The organism is Pseudomonas sp. BGA-UO-ETr-WB11 (assembly GCF_059567785.1).
The window spans coordinates 662,399-681,118 of sequence record NZ_JCAQOS010000008.1 but is presented as its reverse complement, the minus strand read 5'-3'; the positions used below and the strand labels follow the sequence as shown (position 1 = coordinate 681,118).

Here is an 18,720-nt window from a genome sequence, read left to right as displayed (position 1 = left end):
TGCTGCGAACCCAGGCCTCCGATTCTGGAAGCCTTTGAGCCCTGGAGCAAGCCATGCAAGACCTCGATCCCGTCGAAACCCAGGAATGGCTGGACGCCCTGGAATCCGTCCTCGACAAAGAGGGCGAAGATCGCGCCCATTACCTGATGACCCGTATGGGCGAGCTGGCCACCCGCAGTGGCTCACAGCTGCCGTATGCGATCACCACGCCCTACCGCAACACCATTCCGCTCACCCACGAAGCACGCATGCCTGGCGACCTGTTTATGGAACGCCGCATTCGCTCGCTGGTGCGCTGGAACGCGTTGGCCATGGTGATGCGCACCAACCTGAAAGACTCCGATCTGGGCGGCCACATCTCCAGCTTTGCCTCCTCAGCAACCCTGTATGACATCGGCTTCAACTACTTTTTCCAGGCGCCCACCGAGGAGCACGGCGGCGACCTGATCTTCTTCCAGGGCCACGCATCACCCGGCGTTTACGCCCGCGCCTTTATGGAAGGCCGCATCACTGAAGAGCAGATGAACAACTTCCGCCAGGAAGTGGACGGCAACGGTCTGTCCTCGTACCCACACCCTTGGCTGATGCCCGATTTCTGGCAATTCCCGACCGTGTCCATGGGTCTCGGTCCGATTCAGGCGATCTACCAGGCACGCTTTATGAAGTACCTGGAAGCACGCGGCTTTATCCCGGCCGGCAAGCAGAAGGTCTGGTGCTTTATGGGCGACGGCGAGTGCGACGAGCCGGAATCCCTCGGCGCCATCTCCCTGGCTGGCCGCGAGAAGCTGGATAACCTGATCTTCGTCATCAACTGCAACCTGCAGCGCCTCGATGGCCCAGTGCGCGGCAACGGCAAGATCATTCAGGAACTCGAAGGCGTGTTCCGTGGCGGCGGCTGGAACGTCAACAAGGTGGTCTGGGGCCGCTTCTGGGACCCACTGTTGGCCAAGGACGTCGACGGCATCCTGCAACGGCGTATGGACGAAGTCATCGACGGCGAATACCAGAACTACAAGGCCAAGGACGGCGCGTTCGTCCGTGAGCACTTCTTCAACTCGCCAGAACTCAAGGCCATGGTTGCCGATCTGTCCGACGACGAGATATGGAAGCTCAACCGTGGCGGCCACGACCCCTACAAGATGTATGCGGCCTATCATCAGGCGGTCAACCATAAAGAGCAGCCGACCGTGATCCTGGCCAAAACCGTCAAAGGTTATGGCACGGGTGCGGGTGAAGCGAAGAACACCGCGCACAACACCAAAAAGGTGGATGTCGACAGCCTCAAGCAGTTCCGCGACCGTTTCGACATTCCGGTACAAGACGAGGAACTGGAAAACCTGCCGTTCCTCAAGCCGGAAGAAGGCAGCGCCGAAGCGCGCTACCTGAGTGAACGCCGCGCCGCGCTGGGCGGTTTCGTACCGCAGCGCCGCACCAAGAGTTTCAGTATCCCGACGCCACCGCTGGAGACCCTCAAAGCCATCCTCGATGGCTCCGGTGACCGCGAAATCTCCACCACCATGGCCTTCGTGCGCATTCTCGCGCAGCTGGTCAAGGACAAGGACATCGGCTCACGCATCGTGCCGATCATCCCGGACGAAGCCCGTACCTTCGGTATGGAAGGCATGTTCCGCCAACTCGGCATCTACTCCTCGGTCGGCCAGCTGTATGAGCCGGTTGATAAAGATCAGGTGATGTTCTACCGCGAGGACAAGAAGGGCCAGATCCTCGAAGAAGGCATCAACGAAGCTGGCGCCATGAGTTCGTTCATTGCGGCGGGTACCTCGTACTCCAGCCACAACCAGCCGATGCTGCCGTTCTATATCTTCTATTCGATGTTCGGCTTCCAGCGCATTGGCGACCTGGCCTGGGCTGCTGGCGACAGCCGCACCCGTGGTTTCCTGATCGGCGGCACCGCCGGCCGTACCACGCTGAACGGCGAAGGCCTACAGCACGAAGACGGCCACAGCCACATGCTGGCCGCCACTATCCCGAACTGCCGCACCTTCGATCCAACCTACGGCTATGAGCTGGCGGTGATCATTCAGGACGGCATGAAGAAGATGACCGAGCAGCAACAGGACGTCTTCTACTACATCACCGTGATGAACGAGTCCTACCAGCAGCCGGCGATGCCGGCCGGTATCGAGGAAGGCATCATCAAGGGCATGTACCTGCTCGAAGAGGACAAGAAGGAAGCCGCGCACCACGTGCAGCTCCTCGGTTCCGGCACAATCCTGCGTGAAGTGCGCGAGGCGGCGAAGATTCTGCGTGACGAGTTCAATGTCGCTGCAGACGTATGGAGCGTCACCAGCTTCAACGAACTGCGCCGCGACGGCCTGGCCGTGGAGCGCAGCAACCGCCTGCACCCGGGTCAGAAGCCCAAGCAGACTTACGTGGAAGAGTGCCTGAGCGGCCGCAAAGGCCCAGTGATTGCCTCCACCGACTATATGAAGCTGTTCGCCGAACAGATTCGTCAGTGGGTACCGAGCAAGGAATTCAAAGTTCTGGGTACCGACGGCTTCGGCCGCAGCGACAGCCGCAAGAAGCTGCGCCACTTCTTCGAAGTGGACCGCAACTGGGTTGTTCTGGCTGCCCTGGAAGCACTCGCCGACCGTGGTGATATCGAACCTAAGGTGGTGGCTGAAGCCATCGTCAAGTTCGGCATCAACCCGGAAAAAACCAACCCACTGGACTGCTAAGGAGCGAAACGATGAGTGAATTGATTCGCGTACCCGACATCGGCAGCGGTGAGGGTGAAGTAATCGAGCTGTTCGTCAAGGTTGGCGATCGCATCGAAGCTGATCAGAGCCTGCTGACCCTCGAGTCGGACAAGGCCAGCATGGAAATCCCAGCGCCAAAAACCGGCGTGGTAAAAAGTCTGAAAGTGAAACTGGGCGACCGCCTGAAAGAAGGCGACGAACTGCTGGAGCTGGAAGTAGAAGGCGCTGCCGACGCAGCACCAACACCCGCTGCGGCACCCGCTGCGGCACCCGCTGAAGCACCCAAAGCGGCTGCGGCTCCCGCGCCAGTAGCAGCGCCGGCACCCGCCGCACAGGCCTCCAGTAGCGTGCAGGACGTGCATGTGCCGGATATCGGCTCGTCGGGCAAAGCCAAGGTCATCGAAATCCTGATCAAGGTCGGCGATACGGTCGAAGCCGACCAGTCGCTGATCACTCTGGAGTCGGACAAGGCCAGCATGGAAATCCCCTCGCCGGCTGCCGGCGTGGTGGAAAGCATCCGCGTCAAACTGGAAGACGAAGTCGGCACCGGCGATTTCATCCTCACGCTAAAAGTCGCAGGCGCAGCTGCTCCGGCCGCGGAACCCACCGCTGCCGCACCAACTGCAGCAAGTGATGTGCACAAGGTCCCGGCCGGCGCGCATCCGGCGGTCGCAGCTGAAGTCAGCGCAATTGCCTCTCTGGCGGCAGCCGCCGCCAAGGTCGTAGACGCCCCTGTTCGCCCTGGCAGCAAAGTGCACGCAGGCCCAGCGGTGCGCCTGCTGGCGCGCGAGTTTGGTGTCGAGCTGTCCGCTGTAACGGGCTCCGGGCCGAAAGGTCGCATCCTCAAAGAAGACGTGCAGATTTACGTCAAAGCGATGATGCAGAAGGCCAAGGAAGCCCCGACTGCCGGCGCAACCGGTGGCGCAGGTATTCCACCGATCCCGGTGGTGGACTTCAGCAAGTTTGGCGAAGTCGAAGAAGTGCCGATGACTCGCCTGATGCAGGTCGGTGCCAGCAACCTGCATCGCAGCTGGCTCAACGTGCCCCACGTGACCCAGTTCGACAGTGCCGACATCACCGAGCTGGAAGCCTTCCGCATCGCGCAAAAAGGCGCGGCGGAAAAAGCCGGGGTCAAGTTGACCGTCTTGCCGCTGTTGCTCAAAGCCTGCGCCCACCTGCTCAAAGAGCTGCCGGACTTCAACAGTTCGCTGGCGCCTTCAGGCAAGGCGCTGATCCGCAAGAAGTACGTGCACATCGGCTTCGCGGTCGACACCCCGGACGGCTTGCTGGTGCCGGTGCTGAAAAACGTCGAGCAGAAGAGCCTGCTGCAACTGGCTGCAGAGGCGGCGGCCCTGGCGGAAAAAGCCCGGACCAAAAAGCTCTCGGCGGACGACATGCAGGGTGCCTGTTTCACCATCTCCAGCCTCGGCCACATTGGCGGCACCGGCTTCACGCCGATCGTCAACGCACCGGAAGTTGCGATCCTTGGGGTCAGCAAGGCAACCATCCAGCCGGTCTGGGATGGTCAGGCGTTCCAGCCAAAACTGATGCTGCCGCTGTCGCTGTCCTACGACCACCGGGTCATCAACGGCGCCGCCGCTGCACGCTTTACCAAGCGTCTGGGGGAAGTGCTGGGGGATATCCGTACGTTGCTGCTCTAAGGCTGGCGGGCCTTCGGCCCACGCCTGTGCAACCGAACGCCCCGCCTTGCGCGGGGCGTTTTGTATGCGCTAGACAACCGTAGGTTGGGTTGAGGCGCAACGCGACGAAGCCCAACAAACCCTGCTACCTGCTGTTGGGCTTCGCTGCGCTCAACGCCAACCTAATCGTGCGGGTCGCACGCCGCGAGGCATACCGCAAGGACTAGTTCTGCTGCAGGTTACGCAGCAAAAACGACAACGCCTTGGCCAACTCCTCGGCACCCTGCTGGTCGCGCAAGACGCTCAGCAGGGGCGAGCCATCCGCCGGATTGTTCAAGACACAACGAATGCCGCTAAGGGGGCAGTCATAACGAATATAAGGGTCCAGACCAAACACCGAGAGACGACGGTTACGCACACTGACATCGGTGCCCTGCTGAGCGCGAGACTCTTCGCGCAGCAACAATTCGCCCGGCCCGCCGATACTCAGCTGATAAAGCAGATCCCGCGGTGCGGCCTGCCCCACCTGGTAGCCGGCGCGCAAGGCGTAGGTCTGCAGCAGCTGGTTGCAGTGTTCCAGCAACGCCTCGCGCTCGCTCTTGGCCAAATAAAGACGCTTGATTCCAGACAGGTAACGAGCCTGTTCGCTACCGCTCAGACCACTGTCCGAAACGCCCTCAGCGGGTGCTGCCACGGCACTGCCCAGCAGCGCCATCAAGATTATCCCGCTCAGTTGCCTTGTCAGTCTGATCCGCATCATGCACCCTTGCGCAGCGCTAATAAGAGGTGGGTTTAGGCGCCTGTCGGCCAGGCTCTTAAACCCAACTCGGTCAGCATACTTGAAGCGAGTCATTCGATGAAAATCCATACCGATACCGCCAGCCGTTCGGCGGTCGAGGTTGTGACCCAGTTGCCAGTCCCCGGCAAGCTGGGACTATTGCGTTTCGAGCGGCTGGACGAAGCCAGTTGGGCCTTGCTGTACCTGGACCCTGCCTGCGCGCAGGCCTTCGGCCAGCCGGCCACTGAACTCTGCGCGCTGATCGGCGCGCCCTATGCCAGCCTGATGGAACCCCAGGCGCGCTATCAACTGCATGCCCAGATCCAGCAGCAACTGAGCAAAGCGCCTCAGTATCAAGTGCGCTACACCCTGCATACCGAGGTCGGGCCGTTGCAAATCCTCGAATGCGGCGAGCGCTTTCAGCAGCGCCAGCGAGCCTTGCTGCGTGGCTACCTGCTGATCGACCAGCACCCCGCCGAGCACCAGGACAGCGCCCAACTCAGTGAACTAAAAGCGCAAAACGCCCGCCTGCAAACGTCCCTGGAACTGCATGAGGACGCCCAGGAAGAACACCTGCAGCACCTGCTGCGCTCACGCACCCAACAGAGCCTGATCGTACGTTTGGCGCGCCATCGCTACGCCTCGGGCAACCCGCTGCAAGAGGCCGCCGAACTGATCACCCAGGCGGCCTGCGAGGCCTACGGTGTGGCCCGTGCCGGCATCTGGCTGCTGCAAGGCGAACACCTGCAGCCGCTGGCCCTGTATCGCCGCGACCTCGACCAATACGAAAGCCTGGCCGCCATCGAAACCCGCCAGTTCCCGGCGTACCTGGAAGCCCTGCAAAGCAGTCGTGCCATCGATGCCGACAACGCTCAACAGGACCCGCGCACCCGTGAACTGAGCAGTCACTACCTGCAACCCGTGGGTATTCAGGCGCTGCTGGACGCCAGCATCCGCGTTAACGGCGACATGGTCGGCGTACTGTGCCTGGAACATACCGCCGGCCTGCGCACCTGGCAGGCCGATGAAATCGCCTTTGCCGGCGAGCTGGCCGACCAGTTCGCCCAGGTCATGATCAACCAGCAACGACGCACGGCCACCAGTGCCCTGCACCTGTTTCAGCGCGCGGTCGAACAAAGCGCCAGTGCCTTCTTGCTGATCGACCGCGACGGCCGGGTGGAGTACGTCAACCCGAGTTTTACCGCCATCACCCTGTACAGCGCCGAAGAAGTCTGCGGCCAACGAATTGCCGACTTACCGGCGCTGGAAAACCTCGCCGACATGCTCTTCGATGCGCAATCCAGCCTCGGCCACAGCAACAGCTGGCAAGGTGAATTCAAAAGCCGCCGCAAGAACTTCGACCCTTACTGGGGCCAACTGTCGATCTCCAAGGTGCATGGTGAAAACGGCGAGCTGACTCACTACATCGGCATCTACGAAGACATCAGCGAGAGCAAACGCGCCCAGCAACGCATCGAGCGTCTGGCGTTTCGCGACAGCCTCACCGGCCTGGGTAACCGCCTGGCCTTTATCCGCGGCCTGGAGCAGCACTTTGAACAGCAAAGCAGCGCGCCCCTGAGCCTGCTGCTGGTCGACATCGATAACTTCAAGCGGATCAACGACAGCCTCGGTCACACCACTGGCGACAAACTGCTGGTCAGCCTGGCCCTGCGCCTGCGCAACACCCTGAGCCCGACCGGCATCCTGGCGCGCCTGGCCAGCAACGAATTTGCCGTGCAGCTCGACGGTGTCGACCAAGCCGAGGGCCTGCGCCTGGCTGAACAGGTGCTACTGACCCTGAGCAAACCGCTGTTCGTCGACAATCAGTTAATCAACATTAGCGGCTCGGTTGGCCTGGCGTGCGCGCCCGCCCACGGTAACGACCCGCAAGCCCTGCTGAAAAGCGCAGGCCTGGCCCTGCACAAGGCCAAGGCCAATGGCAAACACCAGGTACAGGTGTTCAACGAAGCCCTGAATGCCGAGGCCAACTACCGCCTGTTCGTGGAAAACAACCTGCGCCGCGCCCTGATGCAGAACGAGCTGGAGGTTTACTACCAGCCCAAACTGAGCCTGAAAAACGGCCAGCTGCAAGGCCTGGAGGCGCTGCTGCGCTGGAGCCATCCCGAGCGCGGGATGATCTACCCCGACCAGTTCATCAGCGTGGCGGAAGAAACCGGGCTGATCATTCCGATCGGCAAATGGGTCGCCCGCCAGGCCTGCCGCATGAGCAAACAACTGCTCGCCGTGGGCCTGGGCGAATGCCCGATTGCCATCAACCTGTCGCCCAAACAGTTCTCCGACCCGGAGCTGGTGCAGTCGATTCGCGACATCCTCCGCGAAGAAGACCTGCCCGCCCACTTGCTGGAATTGGAGCTGACCGAAAGCCTGCTGCTGGAAGCCAGCGAGGCCACGCGCCAGCAACTGGACGACCTCAAAGCCTTGGGCCTGAGCCTGGCCATGGACGACTTTGGCACCGGCTATTCGTCCCTCAGCTACCTGAAGAAATTCCCCATTGATGTGATCAAGATTGATCGCAGTTTTATCAAGGATATTCCCGACAACCAGGACGACATGGAAATCACCTCGGCGGTGATCGCCATGGCCCACAAGCTGAAACTCAAGGTGGTCGCCGAAGGCATCGAGACGAATGCCCAGGTCGCGTTCCTGCGCAGCCAGCACTGCGACATCGGCCAGGGATACCTGTTCGACCGGCCCATTGCCGGCCGTGACCTGATCCAGCGCCTACGCCGCTACCCCGCCGCGCCGCGCTAACCCGCACACTAAATACCTGCCTGTCGGTAACGTCAGCGCAGTGACGCGGTCTACTCTGTACCGCGGCCCCAGATACAGGGCCCACCCTTGAGGAATACCCATGGTCTTGCGCTCGCAGATTCTCGTGCACAAACAGGCACTGCCCACCGCCGAACAGGCCCTACCAGGGCGTGACACGGCCGTCGCGGTGCCCGCCCACCACGCCGTCAACAGCCATCCATTGCAGCCGCCGTTCCCGGCAGGCATGCAACAGGCAGTATTTGCCATGGGTTGTTTCTGGGGGGCCGAGCGGCGCTTCTGGCAGCAGGCAGGGGTTTACAGCACCGCCGTTGGTTATGCCGGCGGCCATACACCCAACCCCACGTACGAGGAAGTCTGCTCGGGGCTTACCGGCCATACCGAGGTGGTGCTAGTGGTTTTTGATCCGCAGGTCACCGGTTATGCGGCGCTACTGAAAGTTTTCTGGGAGGCCCACAACCCAACCCAGGGCATGCGCCAGGGCAACGACAGCGGCACCCAGTACCGCTCAGCCATCTATTGCCACGGCAGCGAACAACTGACGGCGGCCCTGGCCAGTCAGGAAGCCTTTCAGCAGGCGCTGACGGCAGCTGGTCAGGGCCTGATCACCACAGAAATCGCCGCCGCACCGGCCTTCTACTATGCCGAGGCCTATCACCAGCAATACCTGGCCAAGAACCCTGGTGGTTACTGCGGCCTGGGCGGCACTGGGGTGTGCCTGCCGGCGTAAGCGCCAGCGGAAATCGACCGCTGCCTGGCACAGTCGCAAACCTGACGACTAGACTCTGCAGGACGGGTAAACAAGCCCCCCTGCAGTGACTGGCGTTGAGGAAGGCATGCCCGAAGACACCCTGTACATCACCCCTGAACAGCTGTGCATCGGCCTGTACATCCATCTGGACCGGGGCTGGATGGAACATTCGTTTACCTTCAGCAGCTTCAAGATCAAGGAACAGGCGCAGATCGACGCGATCCACGCGCTCAACCTGCCGCGCCTGCGTTACGACCCCAAGCGCAGCGACGGCCGGCCCCTCGCCGTGGTCGCCCAGGCGGTTGCCGCGGCCCCAACCATCCCAACCGCGCCTAGCGCCGAAGAGCTGGCCGCCATCCAGGCCAAGCAGGCACGGGCCGAACAGCTCAAGGCCCTGCGCAAAAACCTCGCCGAGGTCGATAAGCAATTTCAGCAAGCCAGCAAAACGGTCAAGAACATCACCCGCACCCTGCGCAGCCAACCTCGGGAGACCCTGCAGCAGGCCGAAGAGCTGGTCGGGCAGATGGTCAGCGCCATGCTCGGCGAGCACACCGTGCTCATGCATGCCCTCAACGGCAAGGCCGGCGAAGACGCCTATTTCCACTCGCTGAATGTCACCGTGTTGTCGATCATGCTCGCGCGGATTCTCAACTTCAGCCGTGAAGACAGCCTGCAGCTTGGCCTCGGCGCACTGCTCCACGACATCGGCAAACTGGATATCCCAAGCAAGATCCTGCTCAAGACCGAGCCACTGAACAAAGCCGAGCAGAGCTTCCTGCAGCTGCACTGCGAATACGGCATCAAGCTGGCCAAACCCATGGAGCTGGACGAGGCCGCGCAACGGATCATCCGTGAGCACCATGAGTTCTGCGACGGCACCGGCTACCCCAAGCAGCTCTCGGGCGATCAACTCAGTCCGTTGAGCCGGGTGGTGTCGATCGCCAACCAGTACGACAACCTGTGCAACCCGCTGAACCTGGCCGACGCCCTGACACCCCATGAGGCCCTGTCGAAAATGTTCGCCCAGCAGCGCACGCGCTTCGACGCCGTAGCCCTGAAGGCGTTTATCCGCTGTCTTGGCGTGTACCCGCCGGGCTGCATCGTGCAGTTGTCCAACGAGATGGTCGGCCTGGTCCTGGCGGTCAACCCGAACAAACCCCTGCGCCCGACCGTCATCGTGCATGACCCGGACGTGCCCAAGGAGGAGGCGATCATCCTCAACCTGGAGCGCGACACCGAACTGAACATCAGCAAGAGCCTGCGCCCTGGCCAGCTGCCACGGGAGATCTACAACTACCTCAGCCCGCGCCAGCACGTGACCTACTACTTCGACCCTCAGCAAGGCGGTGCCAACGGATGAGCACAGCATCGACCGCCAGCATTGCCCAGGCCATTCTCGAGCATTACGAGCATGCCCTGCTGGTGGTCGACCCTATCAGTCTGCTGATCGTCGAAGCCAACCCGCTGGCCTGCCAGGCCCTGGGCTACAGCCGGGAAGCACTGCTGCAACTGCCCATCAGCAGCATTGAAGTGTCAATCCAAGACCTGTTCTTCTGGGACGAAGTCAGCGCCGGTCAGATCAGCGATCTGCAAGCCGTCGAAGGCCAATACCAGCGCCACGATGGCAGCCTGCTGAATGTAGAGAAATCCCTGCGGCAAATGCGCGTCGGCGAACAATGCCTGCTGCTTTTGAGCTTTCGCGATGCCAGCCCGCAACAAGCGGTCAGCGAGGCCCTGGAGCACTCCACCTCGCTGCTGGCGGCAACCCTTGAAGCCACCGCCGATGGCATTCTGGTGACGCGACTGGATGCCGGTATCAGCAGCATGAACCGCCACTTTGCACGCATGTGGCAGATTCCCGAGGCCCTGCTGGTGGCCGGCGTCGACGCCGAGATTCTGGCCTTTCTCGACAGCCAGCTGCACCCTGGCCAGCAGGCCCTGGTGGACCTCAGCCAGCACGCCAGTGACGACCCCCATCATTTCGCCACCCTGCGCCTGGCTGACGGCCGCTACTTCGAACGCCACCGCATTCCGCTGTACATCAGTCGGCAGCTACAGGGCCAGGTGTTCAGCTTTCGTGACGTCACTCAGCGCACGCTCAAGGAGGCCGAACTGGAGCAGGCGATCCAGGCAGCCGAGGCGGCCAACCGGGCCAAAAGTGCGTTCCTGGCGGTGATGAGCCACGAGATCCGCACGCCGATGAACGGCATTCTGGGCATGCTCGACCTCACCCTCGACAGCGGCCTGAGCGTCGAGCAGCGCCGCTACCTGGACATGGCCAAGTTCTCCGCCGACGCCCTGCTGAGCATCATCAACGACATCCTCGATTTTTCTAAAATCGAGGCCGGCAAAATGGAGCTGGCCGAGGAACCCTTCGACCTCTCCAAGACCTGCCACGAGGTGATCCAATTACTGGCCGTGCGTGCCGAGGAGAAAGGCCTGACGCTGCTGCTGGACATCGACCCGCGGGTACCGGCCCAGCTGTGCGGCGATCCAGGACGACTGCGGCAGATCCTTATCAACCTGGTCGGCAACGCGATCAAGTTCACCGCCAAGGGCAGCGTGCGCCTGAGCCTGCAGCAGGTCAGCAGCGATGCTCAAGGCTGCGAGCTGCACGGCCAGGTCATTGACACCGGGATCGGTATTGCACCACACGCTCAGGCCGGGATTTTCGACGCGTTCAGCCAGGCCGACAGCTCAATCTCGCGCAAATTCGGCGGCACCGGCCTGGGCCTTTCCATCGTCACCCGCATGCTCGAACTGATGCACGGCCGCCTGTGGCTGGAGAGCGAACTGGGCCACGGCTCAACCTTCCACTTCAGCCTGCGCCTGCGTCACAGCCACGCGGCAACGGCCTCGCGACATGCGGCCGTGGAACACACCGCCCTGCCCTCGCTGCAGGTGCTGCTGGTGGAGGACAACGAGATCAACGCCATCCTCGCCCGCAAGTTGCTGGAGCGGCAGCAGCATCAGGTGACATGGGCACGCAACGGCCAGGAGGCCCTCGATCTGCTGCAGCAGCAACGGTTCGACCTGGCGTTTATGGACATGTACATGCCGGAGATGGGCGGCCTGCAAGCCACCGAGCAGATTCGCCAGCGCGAGGCCGGCAGTGACCAACACCTGCCGATTATCGCCATGACCGCCAATGCCATGGCCAGCGACCGCGACGCCTGCCTGGCCGCCGGCATGGACGGCTACGTCAGCAAACCGATCAACCGCCAGCAGTTGCTGGACGAAATGCAGCGGGTGTTGGCTAGCCATTTACCGGCGGCCAAGCCGCCAATGGCAGCGGGTGTACCGCCGCCCCAAGCCGACCTCGAGTACCTCGATGCCTTCAAGCACGCCGATCCATTTATCCTGCAGGTCATCGGTGCGCCCTTTGTTGCCAGTTGCCGCAGCGACTACCTGGAGAAGATGCAGCACGCCCTGCAACAGGGCGACAGCCAGACCCTGTGCCTCACTGCACATTCATTCAAGGCCTTGCTCGGCAGCTTCGAACTGAGCAAGGCTCAGGCCCTGACCGAACAGCTGGAGCAGTGCGGCAAGCACGGCGAACTGACCCAGGCCGCCGTCTTGCTGGAGCAACTGACCGCTCAGGCCGACTGCTTCCTGCCGCTACTGGCCGCACACCTGGCCGCTCAGCCTGGCAATTAACCGGCGGATTGTTCTTCAATCAGCCAATCCAACTTCCAGCCACCCTGGGTCTGGCCGAGGTTCTGGCCGAGCCACGGCAGCACCGAGCGCAGTTCGTCTTCCAAGCCCCAAGGCGGGTTGGCGATGGCCAGGCCGGAACCGTTCAGGCCAACATCAGCGTTGTCGGCGGCATGCACCAGCAGTTCAACCCGCAGCAGCTTGGGCGCGCCCGTGCCTTGCAGGTCCTGATAGAAGCGCTTGAGCTGACGCTGGTCCTTGATCGGATACCAGATCGCCACCACCGCCTGACGCATGCGCGCGATGCTTTCCTTCATGGCCTGAGCGCAACGCTGCAGCTCGTCGGCCTGCTCGAACGGCGGGTCGATCAGCAGCACCGCGCGTTTTTGCGCAGTCGGCAGCAAGGCGCGCGGCACATGCCAGCCCTCGCCCAAGTGCACGGCCACGCGGCGGTCGTACTTCATGTTGGCTTTCAGCAGCTGGCCGTCTTCCGGGTGCTTCTCATTGAGCTGCAGACGGTCCTGCTCGCGGCTCAGCTCGCGGGCCACTTCCGGCGAGCCGGGGTAGTAACGCAGTTGGCCGTCCGGGTTGAGGGCGCGAATCACCCCGAGGTAATCGTCGAACAGCGCCGGCACGTCGTCGGCCTGCCAGACACGCTGGATGCCCTCCAGCCATTCGCCGGTGCGGCTGGCCTGATCGCCGCGCAGGTCATAAAGACCAATGCCGGCATGGCTGTCGAGATAGGCATAGGGCGCGTCCTTCTTGGCCAACAGAGCCAGCAGGCGGGACAGCACCAGGTGTTTGAGCACATCGGCGTGGTTGCCGGCGTGATAGGCGTGACGGTAGTTCATGATCGGTTCCCCATGGGCAAGGCCTTGCCAGCCGCGCAGTTTAACAGGGCCAGAGACTGTTGCCGCCGATTCGGTTCTGGCGCCGTATCACTGCGCCCTATGGTGCTAGGCGACCGACCGTCTCGCCCCTAGACTCGACCAATCGCCACCGAGGTATGCCCCAATGTCCGAGACCCTGCTCAGCTCCCGTAACCTGGCCTTCGAACTCTATGAAGTGCTGGATGCCGAAGGCCTGACCCAGCGCGAACGCTTTGCCGAACACAGCCGCGAAACCTTCGATGCTGCCATCGGCACGGCCCGCAGCATCGCCGAGAACCTGTTCGCCCCGCACAACCGCAAGAACGACGAGCACGAGCCGCAGTACGTGGACGGCGCCGCAGTGCTGATCCCCGAGGTCAAGCCGGCGGTGGACGCGTTCCTCGAAGCCGGTTTCCTGAATGCCACCCGCGAGTTTGAAGTGGGCGGAATGCAGCTACCGAACTTGCTGTCCCAGGCCTGCTTTGCGCACTTTCAGTCGGCCAACGCGGCGACCACCTCGTACCCATTCCTGACCATGGGCGCGGCCAACCTGATCGAGAGCTTCGGCAGCGCCGAGCAAAAGGCGCGCTTTCTGCAGCCAATGATCGATGGCCGCTTCTTCGGCACCATGGCCCTGACCGAGCCCCATGCCGGTTCATCGTTGTCGGACCTGCGCACCAAGGCCGAGCCGGCCAGCGACGGTAGCTACCGGATCAAGGGCAACAAGATCTTTATCTCCGGCGGCGATCACCCGCTCAGCGAAAACATCGTGCACATGGTGCTCGCCCGTCTGCCGGACGCACCGCCCGGCGTGAAGGGCATCAGCCTGTTTATCGTGCCCAAGTTTCTGGTCAACGATGACGGTTCCCTGGGCGAGCGCAACGACGTGATCCTCGCCGGCCTGTTCCACAAGATGGGCTGGCGCGGCACCACCTCGACGGCGCTGAACTTCGGCGACAAGGGCGAGTGCGTAGGTTACCTGGTCGGCAAGCCCCACGCGGGCCTGAGCTACATGTTCCAGATGATGAACGAGGCGCGTATCGGCGTCGGCATGGGCGCGGTGATGCTCGGCTACGCCGGCTACCTGTACTCCCTGGAATACGCCCGCCAGCGCCCACAAGGCCGCCTGCCGGACGGCAAGGACGCCACCAGCCCGCAAGTGGCGATCATCGAGCACGCCGATGTGCGGCGCATGCTGCTGACCCAGAAGGCCTATGTCGAAGGTTCATTCGACCTCGGCCTGTACGCCGCACGGCTGTTCGACGACACCCAGACCCTGGAAACCGAAGAAGAGCGCAAAACGGCGCTGGAGCTGCTGGACCTGCTCACCCCGATCGTCAAATCCTGGCCGTCGGAGTTCTGCCTCAAGGCCAACGAACTGGCGATCCAGATTCTCGGCGGCCATGGCTACACCCGCGAATACCCGGTGGAGCAGTACTACCGCGACAATCGCCTCAACCCGATCCACGAAGGCACCCACGGCATCCAGTCCCTCGACCTGCTGGGACGCAAGGTGTCGATGAACAACGGCGCGGCGCTCAAGCAACTGGTCAAGTTGATCCAAGGCAGCTGCCAACGCGCCAGCCAGTACGACAGCCTCAGCCCCCTGCGTCAGCCACTGGAACAACTGCTGGCGCGCGTATCGACTGTCACCCTGGCGCTGCTGGGCGACCTGCTGAGCGGCAAGGTCAACCAGGGCCTGGCCAACTCGGCGCTGTACCTCAAGGTGTTTGGCCACCTGGTCATCGGCTGGCGCTGGCTGGAACAGGCGATCCGCGCCGAGGAAGGCCTGGCACTGATCAGCAACGGTCAGGGCAACCCGGCCGATGTGGCGTTCTACCAGGGCAAACTGCAGGCCGCGCGCTACTTCCTGACCTGGGAAGTGCCGAGCTGCCACCACGACCTGGCTATCCTCGAAGCCCGCGACGACACCTGCCTGAACATGCAGGACGCCTGGTTCTAGCCGCCAGGGAAGAGTCTAGAACCAGGGTTTCGAGGCGCCTGCTCGGGTTGTGGGAGCGGTCTTGACCGCGAAGCGTTTAAACCCAGACCGCCGCCCGCTTTGGGTAAACGCAACCATCTGGCCCACACCGGACTTAGCTCGATATAGCGGGAGGGATATGTGGGGGATAAATAAATCTGTCCCCTTTCCCTTTTCCCCGCCAGACACAACCTCCTGAAAATAGATATTGTTCCGGCGGATACGGTTTACGGCGCACTTACATTGACGACGCACCGGGCGAGTGATTCTTCAACTTACGCTAACGCCCGCGGAAAATTTTTTCCGCCAACCCCAGAAATGCTTGAGCCGCAGCAGTAACCTGACTGCGGTCAAGCACCGCAATTCCAACCTGACGTTTGACTGCCGGATTGAGCGCCTTAACCACGTAAAGTGCATCACCAACTTCAGGCAAGGAAGACTCAGCTACTACAGTTACCCCATCCCCGCGGCTTACCGCAGCCAAGGTACTCATCAACTGAGAAGTTCTGTAACGAACTCGCGGCTGCAACTTGTAGGCAGCAAAGAGCTGAGAGACCAGCTCGGAGGAGCCGGCCTCCGTCAGCACAAACGGATCAAAACACAAGTCGCCCAAGGTCACGCTTTCGCTGGAAGCGAGAAAATGCGTGATCGGCAGCAGGGCCACCATTTGATCCTCGATCAGAGGCCAGGTGTCGAACTGGGTTTCGGGCAAGGTGACGAATCCGACGTCCACCTTTCTGTCCAACAGCCACTCCATCACCTGCCGATCAGGCCCCTCGCTCACATGAATTTCAATACCGGGATAAAGGCGCCGGTAATCCTTAAGAATCCGGGGCAGCAGGCGTTGGGATGAGGTCGGACCAAATGAACCAATGCGCAAGGTGCCTAGTTTCATGCCGAGGGCATCGCTGGCGTCCTGCCGGATGGCGGCCGCCAGACCAAGCATCGGTTGCACGCGCTGGAGGAGTCGCGCCCCTATGTCTGTCAGCTCGATCTGACCTTGATGCCGACGCAGTATCTCAACGCCCCACTCCTGTTCCAGCGCTCTAATGGCATGAGAAACCGCTGACTGGGATATCTTCAGTTGAGCAGCTGCGAGGGTGAAACCACGCCGCTCAGCAACAGCGACAAATATTTCCAATTGAGTCAGCGTCATTGCTCAACCATGAGTAATCACTCATTTCCATATGGTCACAATTTTGCGTAAGCATAGACCAGACAAGCATAACGAGATATGCCCGCTCCACTTTGCTAACTGAGATCAAGGACTTTGTATGCCTACCCCATGGAAGACTGACGGCGTATCTGCACTGTGGCCGGAAATCAACGGCCCATTCCTATCTCTTCGGGGAATACCCGACCACCTAATTCCGACCACCGAGAGTCAAGCGCTATACAAAGAGCTACTGCAGGGGTTCGATGCAATAACAAGCTGTGAGCTGAAAGAACTTTACAAGTTCAAACTGTTTCTCATTCGAATGCAGAGACAATTGGCCATGCCCCCGGAACTGGTACTAATCCACCAGGCGTTCACAGCTTGGGTAAATTTTGAATATAAGTTGGCACGCACCTTGTTTACGCAACACCTTAAAGCGTATCCGTCCGACATTATCACGCTTTTCTTCGCGCACATGCTCGACTTCTGTACAGGTAAAACGCCGAAATTGACGGCAGAACTTTCATTTTGCGAACCGCACATACACCACACCCACTCCTTGTATTCCTATTACCTGGCAATGAAATCCTTCGTCTTGTGTGAAGGTCAGTGTTTCCAGGAGGCCCTTGAAGTGGGCCTTGAGTCGGTCAGGCTGATTCCCCATAACATCTATGGCATCCATGCCACCGCGCATGCTTTGCATGAGATGGGCCACTGGCAGGAACTATCAAGCCTTCTGATCGACTGCAAGCCTGCATGGGTCGAAAATGAAGGCATGCGAATGCACGTCTATTGGCACCTGGCTATTGCTCACGAGCGATGCAACGAAGTCGAACAGGCGCTCCAGGCATTCGCGGAGCTATGTGAACTGAAGGACAGCACCTTCGCGAAACAAGATCTGGACGCGGTAGGCTTTCTCTGGCGCCTGCGTCTGAAAGACACGGACAGCAAGTTCGATGCTATGTGGAAACGCCTCGCTCTTTTGTGGACCGGCAGTGTCTATGAATCAACCTCTTACTTTCACAAAATACACGCTGCGCTTGCTTTTTCCGCCACCAATCAGACTTTCCTCATTGAGAAGCAGATCGCCGAAAGCGATGGCTTCGGGATCGAACCCGAAGCGCATCGAACCGGCCTGGAAGTACTCAAAGGTATTCTGCTGTTCACCTTGGAGCGTTACCACGAAAGCCTCGAACTCTTGCTTACCAGTCGAGACCAGTGGCCGTTGCTAGGAGGAAGCCGAGCCCAGCGCGAAATCCTCGATCTCACTCTTGAATACGCAGCGTTCAAGACCATCCCTCATAGTTGAAATAGGGCTACCAGCATGACCAGCAACCCAAAGGGAGCAGTCCTTACTTCAGTTAGCCTTACCTATTTCAAGCTTTCTCTGGTGGCAATAATCTGGGGGGGGACATTTGTCGCCGGCCGTTATCTGTCCGCCGACACACCGGCGCTCTTAGCCGCCAGCCTCAGATTTATACTCGCCGGAATCACCCTTGCACTATTTCTGGTACTTTCAAAGAAGAGCTTCATCAAACTTAATCAGTCGCAACTAATCAAGATCGCAGGATTGGGGTTTTGTGGAATTTATACCTATAACCTCTGCTTCTTTTATGGACTGCAGTACACGGAAGCCTCCCGCGCTTCATTGATTGTCGCATTGAACCCCCCCATCATGGCGCTCTTCACCTATGTATTTATTCGAGAAAAACTGTCCAGTATGAGAGCCGCAGGTATTTTCCTCTGCCTAATAGGAGCCGCGGTGGTAATCCTCAACAAATCATCTAGCGCCTTGATAGTGAATAAAAGCGACTGGCGAGGGGATCTTTTGATATTTGGTTGCGTACTCAGTTGGGTAGCTTACAGCGTATTTGGTAAATCCGTGGTCAAGGAGATCGGCGCTCTGTACACGGTGACCTACTCCATTTTCGCAGGGTCCGTGATGCTGACGGCGACCGCTATCGCTACGGGCCAATTCAATCAGGCGTCGCTGCGGGCGGTTACGCTTGGCGAGTTTTATAGCTTGTTGTATCTGGGCGCCATCGGCTCGGCGCTGGCATACATTCTGTATTACAAGGGCATCGAGCAAATAGGTGCCACCCGTGCTGGAGTATTCATTGCACTTAATCCGCTGACGGCGGTGTTACTAGGCGCGCTGCTGCTGGATGAGCGGATCAGCACCCCCACATGCATTGGGGGCGCTCTGATTATTGCGGGAATCATGATTTGCAACAGGCCAGCCTATCCCCACTACAACGGGGTGACTAAGACCGTTCGCGTACTGTGATAAAGACGGTCAGTATTTTGATCTGCTGTGGGAAAAGGGGACCGCTTTATTTTTCCGGTAACCACCGGCCGACAAATAAATCCGCCCCCATTTT

12 protein-coding genes are annotated in these 18,720 nt (G+C 60.5%); 9 read left to right on the top strand and 3 right to left on the bottom strand.

Annotation, left to right across the window (positions count from 1 at the left end; translation table 11 throughout):
* Positions 1 to 53: 53 nt before the first annotated feature.
* Positions 54 to 2,699, top strand: a complete 2,646-nt coding sequence (aceE, locus tag AC56DI_RS16750) for a pyruvate dehydrogenase (acetyl-transferring), homodimeric type (RefSeq protein WP_496347162.1) — start codon at positions 54 to 56, stop codon at positions 2,697 to 2,699.
* Positions 2,700 to 2,710: 11 nt separating this feature from the next.
* Positions 2,711 to 4,381 (top strand): dihydrolipoyllysine-residue acetyltransferase, encoded by a 1,671-nt coding sequence (gene aceF / locus AC56DI_RS16745; protein WP_496347161.1) that lies wholly within the window; start codon positions 2,711 to 2,713, stop codon positions 4,379 to 4,381.
* Positions 4,382 to 4,583: 202 nt separating this feature from the next.
* Here aceF and AC56DI_RS16740 read toward each other — a convergent pair whose 3' ends face one another.
* Complete coding sequence (locus tag AC56DI_RS16740) at positions 4,584 to 5,075, bottom strand: hypothetical protein (protein ID WP_496347160.1); 492 nt, start codon at positions 5,073 to 5,075, stop codon at positions 4,584 to 4,586.
* Between the two features lie 141 nt (positions 5,076 to 5,216).
* Between AC56DI_RS16740 and AC56DI_RS16735 the strand changes: the two genes are divergently transcribed.
* The 4 genes from AC56DI_RS16735 to AC56DI_RS16720 all read left to right on the top strand — a co-directional run bounded on the left by AC56DI_RS16735 (position 5,217) and on the right by AC56DI_RS16720 (position 12,336).
* A complete protein-coding gene (locus AC56DI_RS16735; RefSeq protein ID WP_496347159.1) occupies positions 5,217 to 7,910 on the top strand; it encodes a putative bifunctional diguanylate cyclase/phosphodiesterase in 2,694 nt (897 codons plus the stop codon).
* A gap of 100 nt (positions 7,911 to 8,010) precedes the next feature.
* A complete protein-coding gene (gene msrA, locus AC56DI_RS16730) occupies positions 8,011 to 8,658 on the top strand; it encodes a peptide-methionine (S)-S-oxide reductase MsrA (RefSeq protein ID WP_496347158.1) in 648 nt (215 codons plus the stop codon).
* Between the two features lie 106 nt (positions 8,659 to 8,764).
* Positions 8,765 to 10,039, top strand: a complete 1,275-nt coding sequence (locus tag AC56DI_RS16725; RefSeq protein ID WP_496347157.1) for a cyclic di-GMP phosphodiesterase — start codon at positions 8,765 to 8,767, stop codon at positions 10,037 to 10,039.
* Entirely contained in the window at positions 10,036 to 12,336 is a 2,301-nt protein-coding gene (locus AC56DI_RS16720) for a response regulator (protein ID WP_496347156.1), read from the top strand. The genes AC56DI_RS16725 and AC56DI_RS16720 overlap by 4 nt, the downstream gene beginning before the upstream one ends.
* Here AC56DI_RS16720 and AC56DI_RS16715 read toward each other — a convergent pair.
* Positions 12,333 to 13,184 (bottom strand): 23S rRNA (adenine(2030)-N(6))-methyltransferase RlmJ, encoded by an 852-nt coding sequence (locus AC56DI_RS16715; RefSeq protein ID WP_496347155.1) that lies wholly within the window; start codon positions 13,182 to 13,184, stop codon positions 12,333 to 12,335. The genes AC56DI_RS16720 and AC56DI_RS16715 overlap by 4 nt on opposite strands.
* 163 nt (positions 13,185 to 13,347) lie before the next feature.
* On the opposite strand from AC56DI_RS16715, the gene AC56DI_RS16710 reads away from it, so the two are divergent.
* Complete coding sequence (locus tag AC56DI_RS16710; protein ID WP_496347154.1) at positions 13,348 to 15,165, top strand: acyl-CoA dehydrogenase; 1,818 nt, start codon at positions 13,348 to 13,350, stop codon at positions 15,163 to 15,165.
* Positions 15,166 to 15,463: 298 nt separating this feature from the next.
* Here the strand turns inward: AC56DI_RS16710 and AC56DI_RS16705 are convergent, their stop codons facing one another.
* A complete protein-coding gene (locus AC56DI_RS16705) occupies positions 15,464 to 16,339 on the bottom strand; it encodes a LysR family transcriptional regulator (RefSeq protein ID WP_496347153.1) in 876 nt (291 codons plus the stop codon).
* Positions 16,340 to 16,457: 118 nt separating this feature from the next.
* Between AC56DI_RS16705 and AC56DI_RS16700 the strand changes: the two genes are divergently transcribed.
* Positions 16,458 to 17,648, top strand: a complete 1,191-nt coding sequence (locus tag AC56DI_RS16700) for a tetratricopeptide repeat protein (protein WP_496347152.1) — start codon at positions 16,458 to 16,460, stop codon at positions 17,646 to 17,648.
* A 15-nt stretch (positions 17,649 to 17,663) separates the two neighbouring features.
* Positions 17,664 to 18,626, top strand: a complete 963-nt coding sequence (locus tag AC56DI_RS16695) for a DMT family transporter (protein WP_496347151.1) — start codon at positions 17,664 to 17,666, stop codon at positions 18,624 to 18,626.
* Positions 18,627 to 18,720: the final 94 nt, after the last annotated feature.